This window comes from Paenibacillus kobensis NBRC 15729 (assembly GCF_004000825.1).
In the GTDB taxonomy this organism is placed as follows: domain Bacteria; phylum Bacillota; class Bacilli; order Paenibacillales; family Paenibacillaceae; genus Paenibacillus_T; species Paenibacillus_T kobensis.
The window spans coordinates 1-19278 of record NZ_BILZ01000005.1; the positions used below are offsets into that span (position 1 = coordinate 1).

Genomic DNA, 19278 nt, shown 5'->3' on the forward strand with positions numbered 1-19278 from the left:
TACTTTGCGTTTCTTTTCTCTCGCCGGCGTTGTTTCTCTCGGCCGGAATTAGAATATACCATGAGAACTCATGATAGTGCAACACCTTTTTGAAATAAAAATCGAAAATGAGTGGTTTAAATATATCCCTTCATCTATATGCAAATGGAAAAACAATGACGCCCTAACGTTCGAACAGACGAACTAAGCATCTCGACCTTCAACGAAATGCTCATTTCGTCTGCTTCAGCAACAATTCAAAGCTGGCCCCACCTCGAAATGATGTGCTAGTCCCGCATCAATTCCGCAATCATCACTTTCTCTCCGCGTTTCGCGCTTTCGAGCGCAGCGAACACCATCGCCATGCTGTACCAGTTATCCCGGCAATCCGTCTCGGCAAGCCTTCCTTCACCCAAAGCCTGAAACATTTCCGCTAGGCAGCCGGGGTGACCGGACAACGCCGATTCGTCTGACACACGTTGTTCCGGATCCACGCGTACGTAATCCCGAATAAACTTTCCTTCCTGATCGCCAGGTGCTACGACTTCCGCATATGGCAGGCTATGTCCGTCCCATATTGCCGTACCCGTCTCGCCCGTAATCCGCCATTGCGCCTCCCAAGAGGTCGGTGCACCCTCCGAACACCAAGAGCCGCGATAGTTGAACACAGAGCCGTCGGACATTTCGAAAATACAAATCGCAAACGCATTGCCCTCATACCACGAGCCCGTTGGATTAAACTCGTGGCAATAGACCGATACCGGGTCCGCACCTGTAATGAGCCGTGCTTGATCGAACGTATGGATCGCCATATCAAGCAACAACGGGCTTGCCATCGCATCGCGGAACCCGCCAAAATGCGGTCCAAGAAAGAAATCGGCGCCGACGAATCCAACCTTCCCAATCGTCCCCGAGGCGATAAGCTCGCGAAGAGTGCGAATACGGGCATCATACCGTCGGTTCTGCATGACTGCGTGGCTCATGCCCGTACGCTCTGCGATTCGAACGATTTCATTACACTCATCCATCGTCTCGGCTAGCGGCTTCTCGCTGAATACGCTGCATCCATGCTTCATTGCCGTGCTGCTGATCTGGAAGTGACTTGCAGGTATCGTAACGTCGAATACGAGGTTAGCCCCGGTCTGCTCAATTGCCTCCGCAAGATCGGTGAACACCTGGCAAGACAGCCCTTTCTTCTCCCGCATTCGCTCCGCGAACTCCAGCTTGATATCGACGAGAGCTGCAATCTCTGTATCCGGCCGCTGCATGGCATAATCAATCCACGCGTTCGACATGCCGCCGCATCCTGCGACGACAACTTTATAATTAACGCTCATGAGCACGCTGCCCCCTCACTCGAACTAATATCTTTTACACCGGATTCGGAACGAAACTCCCGCCCCGGCACTGCTTCAAATAGTTTAAAGCATGGACTTGACCCGTCATCTCCAATTCACCGCAATATACCGGATCGTGCCAACCTTCGATGTCGATCGTTCCTTGATAGCCTGCTTGGCGGAGAATCGTAATAATATCGGCCCAGTTGCTGTCCCCGAATCCTGGCGTACGATGCCAGACGAATGGCTTCGGACCGTGAATGCCGTATTCTTTTACAATATCCCATGCAATCGTTGCGTCCTTGCCATGAACGTGGAACACTTTGTCCACCCACTTGCGCAGCTGCGGAATCGGATCGATGAGCGATACCATCTGGTGACAAGGCTCCCACTGCAAGCCGATATTGTCCGAAGGAATCGCATTGAACATTTTCTCCCAAGCAGTCGGGTTGTGCGCAATATTCCAGTCGCCGGACTCCCAAGTGCCGCCCATATCGCAGTTCTCGAATGCAATCCGTACGCCCCGGTCTGCCGCCCGCCGAGACAACTCGCCGAATACTTCCGCATACTTCGGGATAGATTCGTCGATGCACAGACCAGTCAGTCTGCCTGTGAAACCGGATACAATATCGGTGCCAAAAAGATGCGCATGATCGATCAGACGCTCCCAACTCGCCAGCGTATCCGCATTGTCGCCCGCCCCCGTCAGCGGATTGCCGAATATGCCAAGTGTCGAGATGACGAAATCATGCTCGTCCGCGAGCTCGCGAACCCGCTTCGCTGTTTCAACCAAGTCGGTGGTGCCAGTCGTCTGCCAGAACGTCAGACTGAACGATTCGAATCCGTGAGGAGCAATTTGCGGAATGACGCGCGCGGCATCGCCGCCGCCGACTAAAGTGCCGATTCGAAGCTGATGTGCCATCTTGAGGACCACTCCTATATTGTTGTAATATGATGAGAACACGTTCATTGTAACGTGCAAAACCATCTTTTTCTCCACCAATCTTGGGCATTTATCGCACTATCTTGTGGGAGTTGAACTGCGAATGACTTATCCGAAGGAATTGCATGAAGCGACTTATCTAGCGGAGAGAAATCATCCTTTCCAGTTCTTCTACAACGAATGCCGCGGCGCGAAACAAGACCAGAACATCCTGTATCTGCATTGGCATGAACACTTCGAAATCATCGTCATGCAGAAGGGCAGCGCCGTCTTCCACATCGATAGCCAGCCATACGAGGCGTCGCCGGGCGACGTACTAATCGTTCCGGCCGGCGGCCTGCATGTCGGATACAGCACATGCGTTGGCGACACCGCATTTTTGTCCATCGTGTTCAACAGCTCGTTATTTCAAGATTGGTCCCATGATGCCATTCATGCAAGCTTCGTGCTCCCGTATCTGGAAGGCACGATTCACTTCCCTGTGAAGCCGGCCATGCTCAATCCAGAATGCGTGAACCATTACTCGCTTCTGGAACAAGCAAGCTTGGAATTTCAAGAGAAGAAACCGGCCTATCAGCTTATCATTAAGTCTCAGCTCCATATGCTGCTCGTTCAGCTTGCAAGAACGTTCCTCCCGCAACAACTGCCAGACGGAGCAAGCCGCCGGTATATATACAATCGGGACCGGTTCAAAGCGTTGATCTCCCTCATCGAATCCAATTTTGCAGACAAGCTGACCGTAACGGATGCCGCTAAGCATATGAACCTGAACCCGTACCATTTTTGCAAAATGTTCAAGAAGCTTACCGGACGGACTTACATCGAATATGTGAATGTATGCAAAATTAATGAAGCGGAGCGTCTGCTGCTGGAAGACAAGCTGTCGATCACGGAGATCGCCAGCGCGATCGGCTGCGATAATCCGAACTACTTCACGAAGCTGTTCAAGCAGTACAAAGGGGTTACGCCTTCCCAATTCCGAAAAAACTGACGGCTATGATCCTGCATCCTGCCATATACAAATTGCAAACAAGACTGCTCCATGAGAGAGCAGTCTTGTTCATGTTTTACGCCGATGGCTTTTTGTTCTGGACATGACTTATCCAATAAAACAACCCAATCGCAATCAGCACGCCGATCAGCGACATCGTCATATCTTTCTGCGAATCGAAAATATCATCTTGCATCCCGATATATTTAGCCGCCAGCTTCTTATTGAACAGATAGGCAGCCCACATCTCCAGCAGCTCGAACAGCCCGCTCGCGGCGACGATAAAGCTGAACGTGACGATATATTGCCTCGTACGATTCAACTTCAGCCCGTACATAACCCATTCCCGAACCGGGAATGCAATTAGCAGCCCGAAGAAGAAATGAACGATTCGGTCGTAAAACCCTCTTTTGATATGGAACGTATGCTTGAGCCATTCGTCAACCGGCGTATCCTGGTACGAATAATGTCCGCCATACGCATGCATCGCAAGAAATAAAGCAATGAGCATGTAAGACAGATTGCTAAGCGGGAATACGCGGTAGAAACATACGAGCAGGACTACGAATGCGATAAGAAGAAAATTTTCGATCGCCCATACTTTCCACTCGTGCGGATGGATGGCCATAATTACCCACCAGATTGCAAATGCGACGATTGTCGCCTTCAGCAGTTTGTTGCGTTTAAACGGGATAAGGTGGCTGCGAAGACGCTGAGACCATCCGTTCATCTCTGCTGCCTTGCTAGAAGTTCGGTTCAATGCGGCAACCTCTTTTCACTATTTCCATGATTAGGGTTAGGGTTGCCGACATGACTGGGAACTATCCGGCATGAGAACTAAGAAACATTCTGTTGCAAGGTATAAGGGATGTTCAACGGGTGAACGGAGCGAACAGTTGCTCCTATAACTCTACTATTGCTTTAATCACTTTCGCCGCCGGATCCAGCCAACGGTCGAACTCACCGGTCATCGTGTCCAAGCTCGCACGATGCGTAATATAAGGACCGACATCGATGATACCTGCGAGCATCGCTTCTTTGACCCGGTCGAAATCTTCCCGCGTCGCGTTCCGGCTTCCCATCACCGTTAGCTCCCGGCGGTGAAACTCCGCATCGTCGAACGAAATACGGCTTTTGACCAATCCAACGAATACAAGCGTACCGCCGCTTGCAGGATAATCAAACGAGATCTCCATCGATTGGGCATTGCCCGTCGCATCGAATACGACCGTCGGATAATCGCCGCCCGTAATTTGTTTAATATGCCCATGAGGATCATGGAAAGCATGTACGGTATGATCCGCCCGCGCCCATGTCTGACAGAACGCTAGACGTTCCTCGTTCACGTCCATCGCAATCACATTCGCTCCCGCAGCCTTAGCGGATGCCATTACGCCAAGCCCGATTGGTCCAGCGCCGATGACAAGCACCGTTTCTCCGCGCATGACCCGGGAACGGCGGACGGCATGCGCTCCGATCGCAAGCGGCTCCAACATGGCGGCTTGGTCGAACGACAAACCATCCGTTTTGATTAAATGTGTGGCCGGTACCACAATCCTCTCGCATAGCCCGCCGTCGGCATGAACGCCGAGCACCCGCATCGAGACGCAACAGTTCGTCTTCCCGCTGCGGCAGGCCACGCACTCCCCGCAGTGGAGATAGGGGATGACGGCAACCGGATCACCGGTTTGAATGCCATGACGGACAGCCGATCCAGCCTGTTCCACAATACCCGACAGCTCATGTCCGATTATTCTCGGATAGGTGAAGAACGGCTGATTGCCGCGGTAAGCATGCATGTCCGTACCGCATATGCCGACTCTTCGAATCCGAACGACCGCTTCATCCGCTCCTGGAACAGGTTCCGGCAGATCATCGCGGAGCTGCCACTCGTTGATGCCGCTAAGCTGAATGCCTCTCATAAAATAACACCGTCCTTAAAAATCGCGATTTCGCGGAATCCGTTCCGTTCGTTATGCGTGCGGCGTTCGCCGGAAGCAAGCGAGATCAGATCGTTCCACAGCTCGTCTGTCATCTCTGTCATCGACTTGTCCTCCAGCAGTTGACCCGCGTTGTAATCGATCCAATTCTTTTTGCGCACCGCAAGCTCTGTGTTCGTCGATATTTTCACCGTCGGAACCGGTCCTCCGAACGGTGTTCCGCGCCCTGTAGTAAACAAGACGATATGCGCGCCTGCCGCCGCGAGCGCCGTCACCGACACAAGATCGTTGCCCGGCGCCTCCAGCAAATTTAATCCGTTCTTCGCAACCCGATCGCCGTACTTCACAACATCATTTACGGTCGCGTGCCCGCCCTTTTGCGTGCAGCCAAGCGATTTCTCTTCCAATGTCGTGATGCCGCCCTCTTTGTTGCCCGGAGACGGGTTGTCGTAGATGACTTGGCCGTGTCTGATGTAATAGTGTTTAAACTCGTTGATGAGCGACACAATGTTGCTGAATACCTGCTCATCAGCCGCCCGGTTCATCAGTATCGTCTCTGCGCCGAACATCTCGGGCACCTCAGTCAGAATGGCCGTCCCTCCAGCATCGATTAGCCGGTCCGACACCGCCCCGACGAGCGGATTCGCCGTAATGCCGGACAATCCGTCCGATCCGCCGCACTTCAGCCCCAGCTTCAGCTTCGAGACCGGCACCGGCTCTCTGCCGAAGGCCGACGCATAATCGACGAGTTGTTCCAACAGCTCCATGCCTGCTTCTAATTCATCCTCTTCTTCCTGCGATTTCAGAAATTTCACCCGCTCCGGGTCGTAATTACCAATCGCTTTCTTAAACGAATCGATTCCGTTATTCTCGCAGCCGAGTCCGACGACGAGTACCGCCCCTGCATTCGGATGATGAACGAGCGAAGCGAGCAGCTTCTGCGTATGGGCCAAATCATCGCCAAGCTGCGAGCAGCCGAACGGATGAGCGAAATGAAACACACCGTCCACCCGGCCCCGGAATTGTTCATCTGCGCGTCTCGCTAATATTTCGCATGTCTTATTGATGCAGCCAACCGTATTAATGATCCATACTTCGTTACGGATGCCGACCTCGCCATTTGCACGAACGTAACCATTGAATTGCCGGTTAGGATGATAGTTGACGGAACCCGCTTGCGCTTCTTGTCCAAATCCAACTTGCTCCTCCGGTTCGTAACGGTAATCCAATATATCGCCTAGACCGGTGCGCAAATTGTGCGTATGCACCCAATCGCCAGGCTGCAGCTCCTTCACCGCTTTGCCGATCGAATAGCCGAACTTGTATACGTCTTGCCCTGCGGCGACGGGCGACGTCACGATTTTGTGGCCTTTCGGCACTTGTTCTCGAACCGTCATTACAACGTTGTTGTCCAGCTGTATCGTTTCGCCCGCCGCATAAGGCCGCAGCGTTATGACGACCTGGTCCCGCTCCGACAATCTAACCCAGCCTTCCATTCGCCCCGCCCCTTTCGAGCCATTCCAACTGATCGGCTGTTAACTTGACGAATCCTTCATAAACCGTCAGATCTTCTCCCCACAGCTGCTCATCTTGAAGCATTAGCCTTACCGTTAGTTCGGCGGATAGCCGGTTATGCTGTGCGGTCTCCCAATGCCGGGAGAATCTATTCAGCATGGCCTCGTCGTCTCTGACCGAATAGGACTTGCCGTCTATCGTTTGTCCAACCCATATTCCGCTCTCTTCCTCGCGATGAATCCGGTAATAACGAAGCAACCCCGCCATGCCAAGGGATAAACGCAGTGGCACATCGCCTCCTGCAGCCAAGTAGTCTTTGATCGTAGGGAGCAGACGGACTTTGAATTTGCTTATGCTGTTCATCGCAATGTCTGCCAGTCGGTGCCGAATATGAGGATTGCCGAACCGGTCGAACACGTCGCCTGCGTACATCATGAGTTGTTGTGTATCATAGGGAAGAATCGGTACGATATCATCGATAATAAGCTTCTTCACCATCTCGCCTAGCGCCGGATGCCGAAGCAGATCTCCGACATGCTCTACACCATTCAGCAAACCGATAGGCGCCATCCACGTATGCGCACCGTTCAACAATCGGACCTTACGCTGCTGGAACGGCCGCAGATCGTCAGTCCAATGAACGTTCAATCCCGCTTGACGCAGCGGAAGGACTGCCTCCATCTCCGGCTCGGCCTCGATCGCCCACAGATGATAAGGCTCCGCCGTACATAGAAGCTCATCCCGATACCCCCACTCTGTGAAATAAGCTTCTGCTGCCGCAGCATCCGGGTAACCGGTTACAATTCGGTCCACGAGCGAATTAAGAAACCGGTTGCTTCTGCGCACCCATTCGCAGAACGATTCGGAATAACGCCAGTCGGCTGCATAGCGAAGCACAGCCTCTCGCAGCGCATCCCCGTTCCGCTCCAACAGCTCGCAAGGCAGTATGATCAGCCCTTTGCCGGGATCGCCTCCGAACGCTTGGTACCGCTCGTGCAGCAGAAATGCCATTTTGCCCGGGAAAGACAAGATCGGCCCTCCGGTCAGCGGCTCTGGCGTATAGACCAGTCCGGCCTCCGTCGTATTGGAGATGACGAATGTCAAAGACGGACTGACAGCAAGCTCTCCGAGCTTGGACCACTCCGTATACGGATCGAACACTTGCGAGATGCATTGTATCTTCTCGTGCCGTTTGTACGGCTCGCCATTGACCAAGCCTTGCATAATGAGGGTATACAGTCCGTCCTGCTCAGCCAGCTTCTCGATCTTCGCTTTGCCTGACGGACGCGGCTGCGTTACCGCGACACTGCCTCCGAACAAGCCTTGAACGCGGCATGCATGGATCATCCAATCGGCAAAGCCGCGCAAAAAATTGCCTTCGCCGATTTGAAGCACCGTAACTGGCGCATTCGCTGTCAGCTCGAACTGGGCCAATTCATCGCCTTGCAGCTTCGAACGTTTTAATTGCTCCATCCGTTAAACGCTCCTCTCTGCCCTTATTGTAATGAAGCAAAATCGACAAAGAAATGATCTATTATTGCAAAAAGATACTCGATTTTGATATCGTAGGGTAGAATATGACTTCGCGAGGAGGAGCACTACATGGTACCTTACCGCAAGCCGTTCTTCGGGGACCCGTTGTTCCCTTTCAATATGAAATACAGGGATGTCAAATACCCGCATAACGAGCTGCCCGAGCATTTGCATGATGTATATGAGCTTGTCTATGTGTACGAAGGTTCCGGCACCTTCTTCATCGACCATACGTTATATGAGAAAAGTCCGGGCGATCTGTTTATTATTCCGGGCAATACGATCCACCGCGCCAACCCTGACGAGCATAATCCGATCATCTCGACGGCTGTCTTCTTCGCCCCCGCCATTGCGGCTTCGGATCGTTACGATGACGAATATTCCGTCTTGCAATGCTTTGATATTGCGCGCAGCAGTGCGAACTATAAGCTCGTTCTGCCAGACTCGTACCGCCGGCTCACGGCTTCCGCGTTCGATCTGCTTCACGAGGAATTGGACCAGCGCACTCCCGGCTACCGTGCCGCCATTCGGCTGGAGCTGCGGCGGTTGCTGCTGCAGCTAAGCCGCTATCTGTCGCAGCAGCTTAATGTGCCGCATTCGAACCGGCTCGGGCCGCCATGGATGCGCAACGTTCTGCAGGAAATTGGCGTCCGCCCCGAACGGCGGTACGGCTTATCCGAGCTTGCCGGGCAAGCGTCCGTATCGGCGGCGCATTTCTCCCGTGTATTCAAGCAACTGACCGGCATGAACGTAACGAATTACGTCAACACGAAACGGATCATTCGTGCCAAGGAGCTGTTGCTCGAATCCGACTTGAGCATTCCTGACGTAGCCGAACGATGCGGGTTCGAGAGTATCCCCCATTTTCATCGCTTGTTCAAGGCGCTGACAGACTTTACGCCTGGAGCATACCGGAAGGCGGGGAAGGAGACAGCGCGTGCAGCAGGGGAGGACATTGGCAGATAACAACAAAAAAGCACCTTTGAAGGGTGCTTTTTTGTTGTTATCTGCCATCAGTGTTTAAGGCTATCCTAATGCTCCGTTCAAGCGGCGACTCCTCATGAAGATTTATCCTGTCCAGCTTCAAATTACTCTTAAGCGCAGAAGTGCGGTTGCACATAAAGCGGGGTATTCCACTATGGTTGGGAGAGGCTGCATGAATCAGGAAGGGGTGCAATAAGATAACGTCTCCCGCGTTCCCTGGCGATTCCACAACCCGTAATTGCGTGTCTTCAATCTTATGAATGGTATTCATGTAATAATCAATTCGTTCCTCCGCGTTTCTATTGTCATCCGCTAATCCGGTCAACTCCGCAAAGTACGCATGCTGCAGAAGAAAGTTTCGTATCCCCTCCGATATCTCTACTCCCCCCGGATGAAGAGCAAGATATTTCGCAACCAGTTGATGAGAACCTTCTACAAGAAGCGTACTGCCTCCTCGCAGTCCTATATCGGAAAATAAACAGAGACAAACCAAACCCTGCTCCGGGGTATCGATATAATAACGGAAGTTTAGTCCGTCCCAATGCCAGCCGTCTCGAGGAACAGTCCAAGATGAGTTGTTACCAACCGAGAAATTCACAGGCCACCATCCCCAACCTGGAAAATCATCGGTTTCTCCGTATACAGAACGCTGCCTCACCCGGTCTGCTCCAACAAGATCATCGATCGCATCGGCAAACCGTCTGGTGTTGCACCGATCGAACGATTCGTTCCGGTAAAACTCTTTTAGAATAACGATGTCTTCTTTCCAGGTAGAACGATCGGTTCGGGAGAGACCTATCTTTTTCTCTAATTTTCCCCATAAGTAAGACTGAGCATCAAGTGCGTCCTCTCGTGAGAATGCCTCCCTAATATGGACATATCCCTTCTCGATGAACAGATCAAGCTGTTCTTTTGATAATAAACGATTCATCAAGTTCGACTTCTCCCCGATGCCAATTTATCAATCACATCTTGAATGGTAACGACATATCCGTCTTCAAAAATATCAATGCCGAACTTATGTTCAATCCGCACTGTTAATTCCGCTAGGCGAAAAGAATCTAGCAGCAGATCGTCCTTCAATTTCTGAGATGCATGAATAGAAGAAAGCGCTTCTTCATTCTCCACCGTCAGCATCTCATTCATAATAAGTAGCAATTCCTGAATGATGCTGGACATCAGCCTCGTCCCTCCACAACTTTATTTGCTGGATATCATCTTTTTCTCGCCGCAAACTCTTTCATTTTTTCAACAATAGAAGGGTCCTTAACAAGCAAGTCCATTACAAAATTAACACATTGGAAATCAGCCTCCCCATGTATCTCCAGCTCATGCAGATGCATATCCAAATTATTGTATTTATTCAATAAATGCTTGATATTCCGGAATTGAAATTGCCTTTCCCTCTCATTTCTCGGATGTTCTTGATGATAGTTGCATGCCGTTTTGGTATACACGAATTTGTAATTTTGCAAATATAACTGGTACGAAATATCCACATCTTCTACTGCATATCCTGTAAAACCAGGGTCATAGGCTAATGGAGAGGTTAGTTTTGAGCGGTCGAATGCCATATTACCGCCGTAAGACTTTGACCACCCGAAGTGATAATGATCTAGTTGATCTCCATACTGCTGAACCAATCTCATTAACTGACCTGGATCGTATAAGCCAAGAGTGAATTTATCGACTACGCCGTCAAAATTATGTATGATATCCGCAGCCGTAACAAACTGAATCTCACCCGTTGTTTCCGTTAGCTCGGGATACTTGTCAAATAAACGCATCCAGTCCTCGAACGGAAGCGGTATCTGATTAGAGTAAGCCGTAAGAAGCCGATACTGCGCTCCAATGCTCACTATAGGTCTATCCTGGGAGAGCGCTTTTTTGTGCTCCGAGATAAACGAAGGCGACGGAATGCGGTCATCGTCTATAATGACAATGTATTGTCCATTAGCGGATTCCAGTGCCTTATTCCTTGCTCCTGGAACTCCTGTATTGGCTTGATAGATATACTGGATATTAAGTTGATCCGTATATTTGCTTACGATCTCTTCGGTATTATCCGTACTCCCGTCATCCACGATCACGATCTCAAAGTATGAATCGTCTTGCAAAGTAAAACCAGCAAGTAACAGATCCAAATAACGGCTCTTATTAAATGTACTCGTAATAACGCTCATCCATTTTTCCATGTGTTGGACCCCCCCTTTTTTAGATTAGTTCGTTAGACCATGTTTTTGGCGTCTTTTCGTTGTTGATCTCGATCTCTAGATTATATTCAAACGGTTTGGGTCCTCGCTGTGCGATAAAGTCCACCATTTGCTGAATGCCGTCTTCCAACGTAACTTTGGTTGTGTAGTTCAGCAGCTTCCGAGCTTTATCTGCAGAACAAGTTGCATAACGCACTTCTAACGGCCGGTGCGGTACATAAATGGGGTCAAGATTAAAGTTCATACAGTTAGCTATCGTACTGGCAAGTTCGTTGATTGTAACGAACTCTTCATCCGGTCCGATATTGATGATTTCTTTGTTGACGTCGTTTTGTGTCAGCACTTTCTCCAAGCAGTAAATGACGTCGTCAATAAAGGAAAAGCATCTTTTTTGATTTCCGTCTCCGTAAATGATAGGTTGCTTATTCTGTAAAATTCTATTGATCATAATCGCTGCCACATTGCGGTATGGATCGTTATATTTTTGCCTAGGTCCGATGATATTGTGAGGGACGATAATAACGTATTCAACTCCGTTTAACTCGCACAATTGCTGAACAATTTGTTCTGACGCTACTTTAGCGACTGCGTATGGAACTCTCGGATTACAAGTCATCTCTTCTGTGAATGGAAGCCTGTTCTGTTCACCGTACCTCGACATGCTCGAACAATAGACGAACCGCTTTACCTTATTCCGGATCGCCGCGCTTAATACACTCATTGTAATCTGAAAGGTGTTCTGGGTAATGACATAGGGGGAGAAGACAGAGAAACCGTCATGTGCCGTACATGCGGCGTGAAAAACAACTTCGCAGCCTTCCATGAGCTTGTTCATCATGTGCAGATTAGAACAATCCACATCATAAAATTGAACATCAGGATGAACATTGACTCTTTCACCGCCCAGCATGTTATCCACCCCGATAACTTCGTGACCCAAAGCCAGCATCCGGTCTGCAAGATGACTGCCCAGAAAGCCGGCAGCCCCTGTAATCAGTATTTTCATATAGCATGACACTCCTCACTTGAACATCAACGAATTAGATTGTGCCGCTGTCGACATGTATGCTTGTCCCTGTAATGGATTGCGACTTGTGGGAGAGCAAGAATAAAACCGTATCCGCCACACACTCCACATTCGTCTCGCTTCGCAGAGATGTTCTTCTATAAATGCGGTCTTTTTGCTCATCAGAGAGCGAGTCGCTCATGGAGGTTTCCATAAATCCGGGAACGACACAATTGGATCGAATCCCCATCTTTCCCCATTCCCTTGCCACGCCTCTTGAGAATGCTTCTAGCGCTCCTTTAGTCGATGCATACATGCATAATCCTTTGTAGGCTGTATGAGCGCTAACGGAAGAAACAAACACAATCGATCCTTTGGATTTATGAAAAATCATATCTCTAATCACATATTTTGTTAGATGCATAGGCGCTAGAACATTGATTTGAAAAAGTTGTTCCAACCGCTGAGCATTCATATTTGTAACCAAATCATCATATGCAATGGCCGAATTGTTAACTAAACCTGTAATCGGACCCAGTTGCTTAAGTGAATCCAGAAACAGAGGTTTGATTCCCTCAATATCAGTAAGGTCGTAAGATAAGTGAACAAACCTTGATCCGAATTCTATTTGATTATCTTTTACTGACTCCGGTTCGGATCGGGATATCCCAATGACGGAATGACTCGTTTCCGTTAATATTTTTTGGGTAATCTCCTTGCCAAGACCTCGTGAATGCCCAGTTACAATGATTGTCATGAATCTCTCCTTTTCTTTCCGGAGCGGGAATGGGGCAACTGCTCCACAAAATGAATGATCAGAGGAACTTTCCAGTGTTGAAGTTGTTCTTTGGCATACTCCTTTATGCACCTCCTCAAAACAACTTCATCAAGTCCCGGCTTCTTCATTACGTCAGCAACAATAATGTTGCCTGTTACCGAGGAGGCTTGTCCTTTAACCGCAACGTCTATCACGCCCGGCACATTCAATAGAACACCTTCTATTTCTTCAGGGTTCGCTTTGTAACCGCCAACGTTTATAAGCCCCGATATCCTCGATACGAATCGAAATTTATTATCAGCTCCCAAATCTACAATATCCCCTGTGGCATACCATTCCGATTGGGTGGTGTCAGGCACATTCTCCAAGGTTCCCAATATCGAGTAATGGATGAGGACTTCTCCTTTTGCGCTTATTTTGACTAACGATCTCATACTCGGATTCAATTCGAACCATTCTCCGCTCCCCGTAAACAGACTTCCTGTTTCGGTAGACGCATAAATATTTAAAATCCTGGCATTCGGAAAAATCCCTTTAAGGAGCTGTTCCAGTTGCTTATCGTATTTTTCGCCGCCAAATGCGGTGCTTACAACATGCGGGTAACTTCCATTTAATGATGTGATTGCATTGCGATAGTACGTAGGGGAGGCGGATATATGCGTTATCTCATATCGTTTGAGCGCATATTCCAATTGTTTGTGGGGCTCACCGAAAGTGTAAACGATCGAATTCTGATTCATGACAGCCTGGAGGAGGACAAGGATACCTGCAATATGGGTGGGATTATAGGCAAACACCCAAATATCGTTCGAGTGCTTGTCTGAAATCCTTACATTCCTAAGAAGCGCGCTCAAAGAATGACGTACTTTTTTGGGCCTGCCCGTTGTTCCTGAAGTGTATAAGGTAATGTGACTATTGCCATTGGCTATAATTGATTCGATTCCCTCATTGATATTGCGGATCTTTCTCCTATTTCTTAACTCTACCCGCTTCCACAGCAAGGCTGGATCAATACCCATATGCTGCAATTCCGTCTCGGATAGATCACTATCCAATATTTCTACGGAGTAACCATGAATGAAACAGTGTATCATATGAATCAATATGGAATAGACTGAATGGTCATTATAATAGACAAAGTACTTCCCATCCTCAATCCGATTAAGGTCCGAAATCAGCTCCCCATACGAATATTCGCGTCCATTTTCGCTTAAGAATAGCTTATCCATGTTCGAACCGGTCCTTGTTCTGTACAAATAATTCGCAAATGGACTGAAGACTGTTTACGGCATCTTCTTCTTGCTGGACGATAACGAAAAGGTGATCAGCCAACATTTGTAAATCCCTTCTATTTTCCAGCAAGCTGCTATTTCTTAATTTTCTCCTAGCAATAAATTCAAAGCTTTTTCTTTTGAAAAATCCCCATTTTTCACGAAGATCATGATATTGGCGGCACAAAGCATTGGCATTTGTTGTTTCAATATAATCATGCCGTGCTAAATATTGGACTAAGTTAATATTCCGTTGGTGCAGCTGTTCAAATTGCATTACTCTCATCTTAAATAAGCTTGGTTCTACCATACGAGCAAACAACTCAACGAACTCAGTTGCAAAGATGCTCAGACCTTTCAAACCTGTATAGTAAAGCAAATTAAACTCTGTGCCGTATTCGCCTTCGGCAAGGGACTCTTTGCACATTTTGATTGCTTCATACAGTGGCGTAACCTTGTTCAATCTGCCCTTTGAACGATCGTTGGGCTTACACAGAATGACTTCGATTTCCTTCCCGCTCTCGATGAAAGACCGACATGAAGTCTGTACGGCGGAGACAGGAAGCGGAAAATAGTCCATCGTACCGGGGATCATACAATCTTCAATTGTTTGGTAACATTTCTGCGTGTCATCATACCCATATATGAACACGGGATGTTCCATATGATATTTGCCTGCTTCTCTGCCTTTGGGATAAAAGAAACGATCTACCCGCAAAAATATGAAATACCCTTCATCTAATGACGCTTTCAGAAAACCATCTACATGGTTCGAATCATTGTTTCGGAATGTAAAACTTTTTTTCTCGACAAGCTGGTCTAATAAATCTAGCGAAAACATCACTTTTGGAGTAAAAAAACCTTCATCGTAAAACTTATCCTCTTCGCCAACGTAGTTAAATTGTTGAATTTGAAGTTTATAGTGATATTTAACGCCAGCATGCAAAATGATGTCTTTATAAGAATCATCGAATGCAATTAACATCGAAATTAAATTGTTTTTAATACAATCCAACCACAAATCGTTGTATGGGATGATCCGATTTCCTTTATTCCGTAACAATAGATTCCCTTCCTTTTATCTAGTAGTATGACTAGACGTTATATCAACAACGAATTCATAAACCCTTCAATGAACTCTGCTTCTTTCAATTTCATCTTTTCCAAGTTGGTCCTGAGGTTGTGAAGTATGGTTCGGTTACCCGTTGCGCTATATTTCAAAATCAGATTACGCAAAGCCTGACTCTCTTTCTCTATGTTTTCGATTTGTGTCTGTAAACCGCTGCTATCACTTACCTTCTCAAGGGCAAACAATTCAACAAACAGATTTTTCAACACCTTCTTATGTTCCCATAGAATGAGAAACGGAAGCATAGAAACGTTATTTCGAATGGATGATCTTTGGACATACTCATCGACAACATCATAAACTTCTAAACCAAATCTCGCATTCTTTTGCACACTCATCACAGCTGAAGAAGACATACGCGCAAAACGCTCGAACGTATTTTTAGAGTAAAGGTAGTCATTCAAACCTTGATGAACCTTCCCCACGTCTAGGACTTGATGATCAAGATTTGCGATCGGTTTTAGAATAGCTACTCGATACAGCCACTCCATTTTTATTTCAGTTAATCTGACGATCGATTCAATGAGTGCTTGCTTATCGGCCTTCATCATCTCCAGTTTTGTCGAATTCATATAGTTAATGTCATAAACGTCGTAACAATCTTCTTCATTATCCAGCCCATAGATCAACATATTGTTGGGGACATGTTGCTTCTTATAATTTGTTGTCGTTTCACGATAGTACCCATTGTAAAAAATATAGATGTAATAGTTATTCCGTAGCGAAGACTCAATAAAGTCAGAAATGCTTTCAATATTTCTTAAATCGAAAATTTCCGTATTAAAAAAAGGGTTCGGGTTCATTTCTGTAATGTAATTATGTATGCAAAAGTCCAGCCAATGGCGATCGCAGTTCGGGTTGGATAGGACATCGTAAATTGTGTAGAGTTGTATATAATCCGTATAAATTACCGGCTTCAAATGCGGATATGCAGATAGAATGGATAGGGGAAGAGAATGATGCTTATAACCATCAATAATCGGTTCTGCTATTGGCAGCCTCACTTTCGTGTTATTATTAATTACTCCAATATCGGTTCCCATATTATTCTTCCTCTCCGGTATTTTGGAACATTCAACTATTATGGATTCAACCAGCACCTGCAGTCTTCTCATTTTCAATATATATAGTAGCACTCAACCTTTCTAAAAGAGCGGTTAAAATTGTTATCTTTTAACGTCACAACAAAAGCCGAAAATACAAAAACGGCCTCAGTCCCTATGAATAGGAAAACCAAGGCCGCATAATGCAGTTATACAACAGATCGCGCTTCTTCGGATCATCGGTACTATAATCATTTATATACAGTTTAATATCGGGCCCGCCTGCTTCGCGTGCCGCGCGGAAAGCCGTCTTGATGTAATCAGTACCCGTAATCTGATACCATTCGCTTGCCCGCATACCGTCCGGGTCGGACGGTTCAATCACTTCGTTCACGACGTCCCACGATTTAATAACATCCTTGTAGTGTCCGACTATCGTGCACATGCGTATCCAGACGCTTCAGCAGCAAAGAGTCATAAAAAACAAAATGGTTGAGCAGAAATAGCACTCTGCTCAACCATTTTCAACTTTTTGGAACTCATCCTCATGCATTGAGCTAGTTCTCCAGAGAACTTGCATGTTTTTGGGACAGCCACGTTTCGCAACGTCGAGACCAGCTCGCAATTACTTATAAGGTACTAGCCTTCTTACAACCACCTATCATGACCACAGGAGGACTTGATTTATCGGCTGTTCAATAAATCGACGATCTCCGCTGCCAGCTCATCGATCGATTTATCGTCCGCCTCGATTGTATAATCCGCATACCGTTCGTATAGCGGCTTTCTTTCATTATAAACATCCAGCATCGATTTCCCTCCGGATGCCACGATGCCCCGGCTCTTGATATCGATCGCCGCTAACCGTTGCTGAATGCCGGAAAAAGAGAGATTCAGGTAGATCACATCTGCCGTCCGCTTCAAATGCGTCATGGCTTGCTCCGAGTAGACCGCGCTTCCGCCCGTCGAGATGCAAGCATTCGAATACGCCAGTGAGCAGAGCACATCCGACTCTTGCTCTAGAAACTTATCGGTTCCGCTCTCCTGAAGCAATTGCCCCAATGGTTTGCCGTACCGCTCCTCGATAAGGAGATCGGTATCGACAAAAGCCATAACCTGCTCCTTTGCAATCAACGCTCCAATGGTGCTCTTCCCGCACGTCGACATGCCGATAAATACGATGTTTCTGCTTTCCTTACGTTCCATTATGGCTTCACCTTTCGCAAGCTTCTCATCCGGTATTCCATCTTTATGGCTCCAGCTTAGTCGGGTCGACGACCGCCCAGAATGCAGGCTTAGCGCGGAACGACTTGTCGAACAGCAGCGGTGCTTCCGTACGCCGTACCGGGAAGCTGCTCAGCCATGTATGTTCATCCGATATCCCCCAGAATAGGACGCCGCTAATGATCTCCTTATTCGCCTTGAACGCTTCGAACAACTCCCGGTACCGGTCGGCTTGCAGCTTCAGGATGCTCTCTGGAATGGACTGTCCGTAATCGGAATGGTCATCCCAGTTGTACAAGCTCATATCCAGCTCTGTAACAAGATTGTCTAAGCCAAGCCCGCTGAACTTCTTCATGGAGTCGATAATCGAGCCAACAGATGGTCCATGCACGCTAATATGCGTCTGGTGGCCTACGCCGTCGATCGGCACTCCCTTATCCAACATCGACTTTACGAGGTTATACAACAGATCGCGCTTCTTCGGATCATCGGTACTGTAATCATTAATATACAGTTTAATATCGGGCCCGCCTGCTTCGCGTGCCGCGCGGAAAGCCGTCTCGATGTAATCGGTACCCGTAATCTGATACCATTCGCTTGCCCGCATGCCGTCCGGATCGGACGGTTCAATCACTTCGTTCACGACGTCCCACGATTTAATAACATCCTTGTAGTGTCCGACTATCGTGCGCACATGCGTATCCAGACGCTTCAGCAGCAGTTGCTTGTTCGCCTCGCGTTTTGCCGGATCCGTCTCGTTCTTCATCGGATTGCCGTCCAGGTCCCGGAAGAACCACGCACCAACCTGATTGTGCCAAACGAGTGTATGGAAGCGCACTTGCATGCCGTTCGCTTCCGCGAACGCGATGATCTTGTCGGCGTTCTCCCAGTTGAACACGCCTTCTTGCGGTTCGATCGCATCTGGCTTCATGACGTTCTCCGCGACGAGCATATTCACTTGCTTCTTCAATAATTCGGCCGCAGGTCCCGTCGTCTGATCCGGCTCAATAGCTGCGCCAATTGGGAAATAATCCAAATATGTCTTCGCAAGCGATGGAATATCGGTCGCTATCGCTTGTCCGTCCGCTTGTTCATCGTCTGCATCCGATTGGTTATACCAATAGACTGCGATTATTGCGATTATAATGATTGTACTTGCCATGAAATACAGCCATTTCTTATTCGTCGTCCGGATTGTGACAACCACCTTTTCCATGTCTTTGTCTTTGATGAATATTTTGACAAACTTCTCTATTATCTTAATTTAACTCTTCTAAAATGAAAAGAGGTTATTACACACGTTGTTATTCCCTCACAAAACGGGAAGCAAAACAAGAAAACTCGGGACTATGATATGAAGCTAGCCCGAGTTAATCGTTCACCTTTTGGAAA

19 protein-coding genes are annotated in these 19278 nt (G+C 48.0%); 2 read left to right on the forward strand and 17 right to left on the reverse strand.

The genetic code is table 11. The annotated features are described in order from the left end of the window. Window positions 1-266 precede the first annotated feature (266 nt). Both PKO01S_RS04950 and PKO01S_RS04955 read right to left on the reverse strand, forming a co-directional pair. Entirely contained in the window at window positions 267-1316 is a 1050-nt protein-coding gene (locus tag PKO01S_RS04950) for a Gfo/Idh/MocA family protein (RefSeq protein ID WP_127530206.1), read from the reverse strand. Between the two features lie 34 nt (window positions 1317-1350). Next, a complete protein-coding gene (locus PKO01S_RS04955; RefSeq protein WP_127530207.1) occupies window positions 1351-2238 on the reverse strand; it encodes a sugar phosphate isomerase/epimerase family protein in 888 nt (295 codons plus the stop codon). 124 nt (window positions 2239-2362) lie between these two features. Here PKO01S_RS04955 and PKO01S_RS04960 point away from each other — a divergent pair, with 124 nt between their 5' ends. Further along, window positions 2363-3250 (forward strand): helix-turn-helix transcriptional regulator, encoded by an 888-nt coding sequence (locus PKO01S_RS04960; protein WP_127530208.1) that lies wholly within the window; start codon window positions 2363-2365, stop codon window positions 3248-3250. A gap of 76 nt (window positions 3251-3326) precedes the next feature. On the opposite strand, the gene PKO01S_RS04965 is transcribed toward PKO01S_RS04960, so the two are convergent. The 4 genes from PKO01S_RS04965 to PKO01S_RS04980 form a co-directional block, all read right to left on the reverse strand. Continuing rightward, window positions 3327-4010 carry a DUF2238 domain-containing protein gene (locus PKO01S_RS04965; protein ID WP_127530209.1) on the reverse strand — a complete coding sequence of 228 codons (684 nt, stop codon included), beginning with the start codon at window positions 4008-4010 and terminating at the stop codon, window positions 3327-3329. 142 nt (window positions 4011-4152) lie between these two features. Further along, the gene (locus PKO01S_RS04970) at window positions 4153-5172 is read right to left on the reverse strand and encodes a zinc-binding alcohol dehydrogenase family protein (RefSeq protein ID WP_127530210.1); all 1020 of its coding nucleotides are present in this window, start codon (window positions 5170-5172) and stop codon (window positions 4153-4155) included. Next, a complete protein-coding gene (locus tag PKO01S_RS04975; RefSeq protein ID WP_127530211.1) occupies window positions 5169-6686 on the reverse strand; it encodes a UxaA family hydrolase in 1518 nt (505 codons plus the stop codon). Before PKO01S_RS04975 ends, PKO01S_RS04970 begins: the two co-directional genes overlap by 4 nt. Further along, window positions 6670-8178 (reverse strand): tagaturonate reductase, encoded by a 1509-nt coding sequence (locus PKO01S_RS04980; RefSeq protein WP_127530212.1) that lies wholly within the window; start codon window positions 8176-8178, stop codon window positions 6670-6672. Before PKO01S_RS04980 ends, PKO01S_RS04975 begins: the two co-directional genes overlap by 17 nt. Before the next feature lie 129 nt (window positions 8179-8307). Here PKO01S_RS04980 and PKO01S_RS04985 point away from each other — a divergent pair, with 129 nt between their 5' ends. After that, window positions 8308-9204 (forward strand): AraC family transcriptional regulator, encoded by an 897-nt coding sequence (locus tag PKO01S_RS04985; protein WP_127530213.1) that lies wholly within the window; start codon window positions 8308-8310, stop codon window positions 9202-9204. 37 nt (window positions 9205-9241) lie between these two features. Here the strand turns inward: PKO01S_RS04985 and PKO01S_RS04990 are convergent, their stop codons facing one another. The 11 genes from PKO01S_RS04990 to PKO01S_RS05040 all read right to left on the reverse strand — a co-directional run bounded on the left by PKO01S_RS04990 (window position 9242) and on the right by PKO01S_RS05040 (window position 19102). After that, entirely contained in the window at window positions 9242-10153 is a 912-nt protein-coding gene (locus tag PKO01S_RS04990; RefSeq protein WP_246070445.1) for a phytanoyl-CoA dioxygenase family protein, read from the reverse strand. Next, on the reverse strand, window positions 10153-10401 hold the full coding sequence (locus PKO01S_RS04995) for a phosphopantetheine-binding protein (protein ID WP_246070440.1): 249 nt from the start codon (window positions 10399-10401) through the stop codon (window positions 10153-10155). The genes PKO01S_RS04990 and PKO01S_RS04995 overlap by 1 nt, the downstream gene beginning before the upstream one ends. A 35-nt stretch (window positions 10402-10436) precedes the next feature. Then, window positions 10437-11417 (reverse strand): glycosyltransferase family 2 protein, encoded by a 981-nt coding sequence (locus PKO01S_RS05000; RefSeq protein ID WP_127530215.1) that lies wholly within the window; start codon window positions 11415-11417, stop codon window positions 10437-10439. Window positions 11418-11436: 19 nt separating this feature from the next. Further along, complete coding sequence (locus PKO01S_RS05005) at window positions 11437-12441, reverse strand: NAD-dependent epimerase/dehydratase family protein (RefSeq protein ID WP_127530216.1); 1005 nt, start codon at window positions 12439-12441, stop codon at window positions 11437-11439. Between the two features lie 34 nt (window positions 12442-12475). Beyond that, complete coding sequence (locus tag PKO01S_RS05010) at window positions 12476-13198, reverse strand: SDR family NAD(P)-dependent oxidoreductase (RefSeq protein ID WP_127530217.1); 723 nt, start codon at window positions 13196-13198, stop codon at window positions 12476-12478. Beyond that, window positions 13195-14448 carry an ANL family adenylate-forming protein gene (locus PKO01S_RS05015; protein ID WP_127530218.1) on the reverse strand — a complete coding sequence of 418 codons (1254 nt, stop codon included), beginning with the start codon at window positions 14446-14448 and terminating at the stop codon, window positions 13195-13197. Before PKO01S_RS05015 ends, PKO01S_RS05010 begins: the two co-directional genes overlap by 4 nt. Next, window positions 14441-15553, reverse strand: coding sequence for a hypothetical protein (locus tag PKO01S_RS05020; protein ID WP_127530219.1), 1113 nt, complete (start codon window positions 15551-15553; stop codon window positions 14441-14443). Before PKO01S_RS05020 ends, PKO01S_RS05015 begins: the two co-directional genes overlap by 8 nt. A gap of 38 nt (window positions 15554-15591) precedes the next feature. Then, window positions 15592-16662: a hypothetical protein gene (locus tag PKO01S_RS05025; RefSeq protein WP_127530220.1), complete on the reverse strand. Its 1071-nt coding sequence runs from the start codon at window positions 16660-16662 to the stop codon at window positions 15592-15594. Between the two features lie 175 nt (window positions 16663-16837). After that, window positions 16838-17107, reverse strand: coding sequence for an endo-1,4-beta-xylanase (locus PKO01S_RS05030; RefSeq protein WP_127530221.1), 270 nt, complete (start codon window positions 17105-17107; stop codon window positions 16838-16840). A 239-nt stretch (window positions 17108-17346) separates the two neighbouring features. Continuing rightward, complete coding sequence (locus tag PKO01S_RS05035; protein ID WP_127530222.1) at window positions 17347-17868, reverse strand: shikimate kinase; 522 nt, start codon at window positions 17866-17868, stop codon at window positions 17347-17349. Window positions 17869-17911: 43 nt separating this feature from the next. Then, window positions 17912-19102 (reverse strand): endo-1,4-beta-xylanase, encoded by a 1191-nt coding sequence (locus PKO01S_RS05040; protein WP_174818547.1) that lies wholly within the window; start codon window positions 19100-19102, stop codon window positions 17912-17914. Between the last annotated feature and the right edge of the window lie 176 nt (window positions 19103-19278).

Bases quoted from the DNA above. Each gene is read 5' to 3' on its own strand.
- PKO01S_RS04950 (WP_127530206.1), bottom strand. From the start codon at position 1,316: ATGAGCGTTAATTATAAAGTTGTCGTCGCAGGATGCGGCGGCATGTCG.
- PKO01S_RS04955 (WP_127530207.1), bottom strand. From the start codon at position 2,238: ATGGCACATCAGCTTCGAATCGGCACTTTAGTCGGCGGCGGCGATGCC.
- PKO01S_RS04960 (WP_127530208.1), top strand. From the start codon at position 2,363: ATGACTTATCCGAAGGAATTGCATGAAGCGACTTATCTAGCGGAGAGA.
- PKO01S_RS04970 (WP_127530210.1), bottom strand. From the start codon at position 5,172: ATGAGAGGCATTCAGCTTAGCGGCATCAACGAGTGGCAGCTCCGCGAT.
- PKO01S_RS04975 (WP_127530211.1), bottom strand. From the start codon at position 6,686: ATGGAAGGCTGGGTTAGATTGTCGGAGCGGGACCAGGTCGTCATAACG.
- PKO01S_RS04980 (WP_127530212.1), bottom strand. From the start codon at position 8,178: ATGGAGCAATTAAAACGTTCGAAGCTGCAAGGCGATGAATTGGCCCAG.
- PKO01S_RS04985 (WP_127530213.1), top strand. From the start codon at position 8,308: ATGGTACCTTACCGCAAGCCGTTCTTCGGGGACCCGTTGTTCCCTTTC.
- PKO01S_RS04990 (WP_246070445.1), bottom strand. From the start codon at position 10,153: ATGAATCGTTTATTATCAAAAGAACAGCTTGATCTGTTCATCGAGAAG.
- PKO01S_RS04995 (WP_246070440.1), bottom strand. From the start codon at position 10,401: ATGTCCAGCATCATTCAGGAATTGCTACTTATTATGAATGAGATGCTG.
- PKO01S_RS05000 (WP_127530215.1), bottom strand. From the start codon at position 11,417: ATGGAAAAATGGATGAGCGTTATTACGAGTACATTTAATAAGAGCCGT.
- PKO01S_RS05005 (WP_127530216.1), bottom strand. From the start codon at position 12,441: ATGAAAATACTGATTACAGGGGCTGCCGGCTTTCTGGGCAGTCATCTT.
- PKO01S_RS05010 (WP_127530217.1), bottom strand. From the start codon at position 13,198: ATGACAATCATTGTAACTGGGCATTCACGAGGTCTTGGCAAGGAGATT.
- PKO01S_RS05015 (WP_127530218.1), bottom strand. From the start codon at position 14,448: ATGGATAAGCTATTCTTAAGCGAAAATGGACGCGAATATTCGTATGGG.
- PKO01S_RS05025 (WP_127530220.1), bottom strand. From the start codon at position 16,662: ATGGGAACCGATATTGGAGTAATTAATAATAACACGAAAGTGAGGCTG.
- PKO01S_RS05030 (WP_127530221.1), bottom strand. From the start codon at position 17,107: ATGTGCACGATAGTCGGACACTACAAGGATGTTATTAAATCGTGGGAC.
- PKO01S_RS05035 (WP_127530222.1), bottom strand. From the start codon at position 17,868: ATGGAACGTAAGGAAAGCAGAAACATCGTATTTATCGGCATGTCGACG.
- PKO01S_RS05040 (WP_174818547.1), bottom strand. From the start codon at position 19,102: ATGGAAAAGGTGGTTGTCACAATCCGGACGACGAATAAGAAATGGCTG.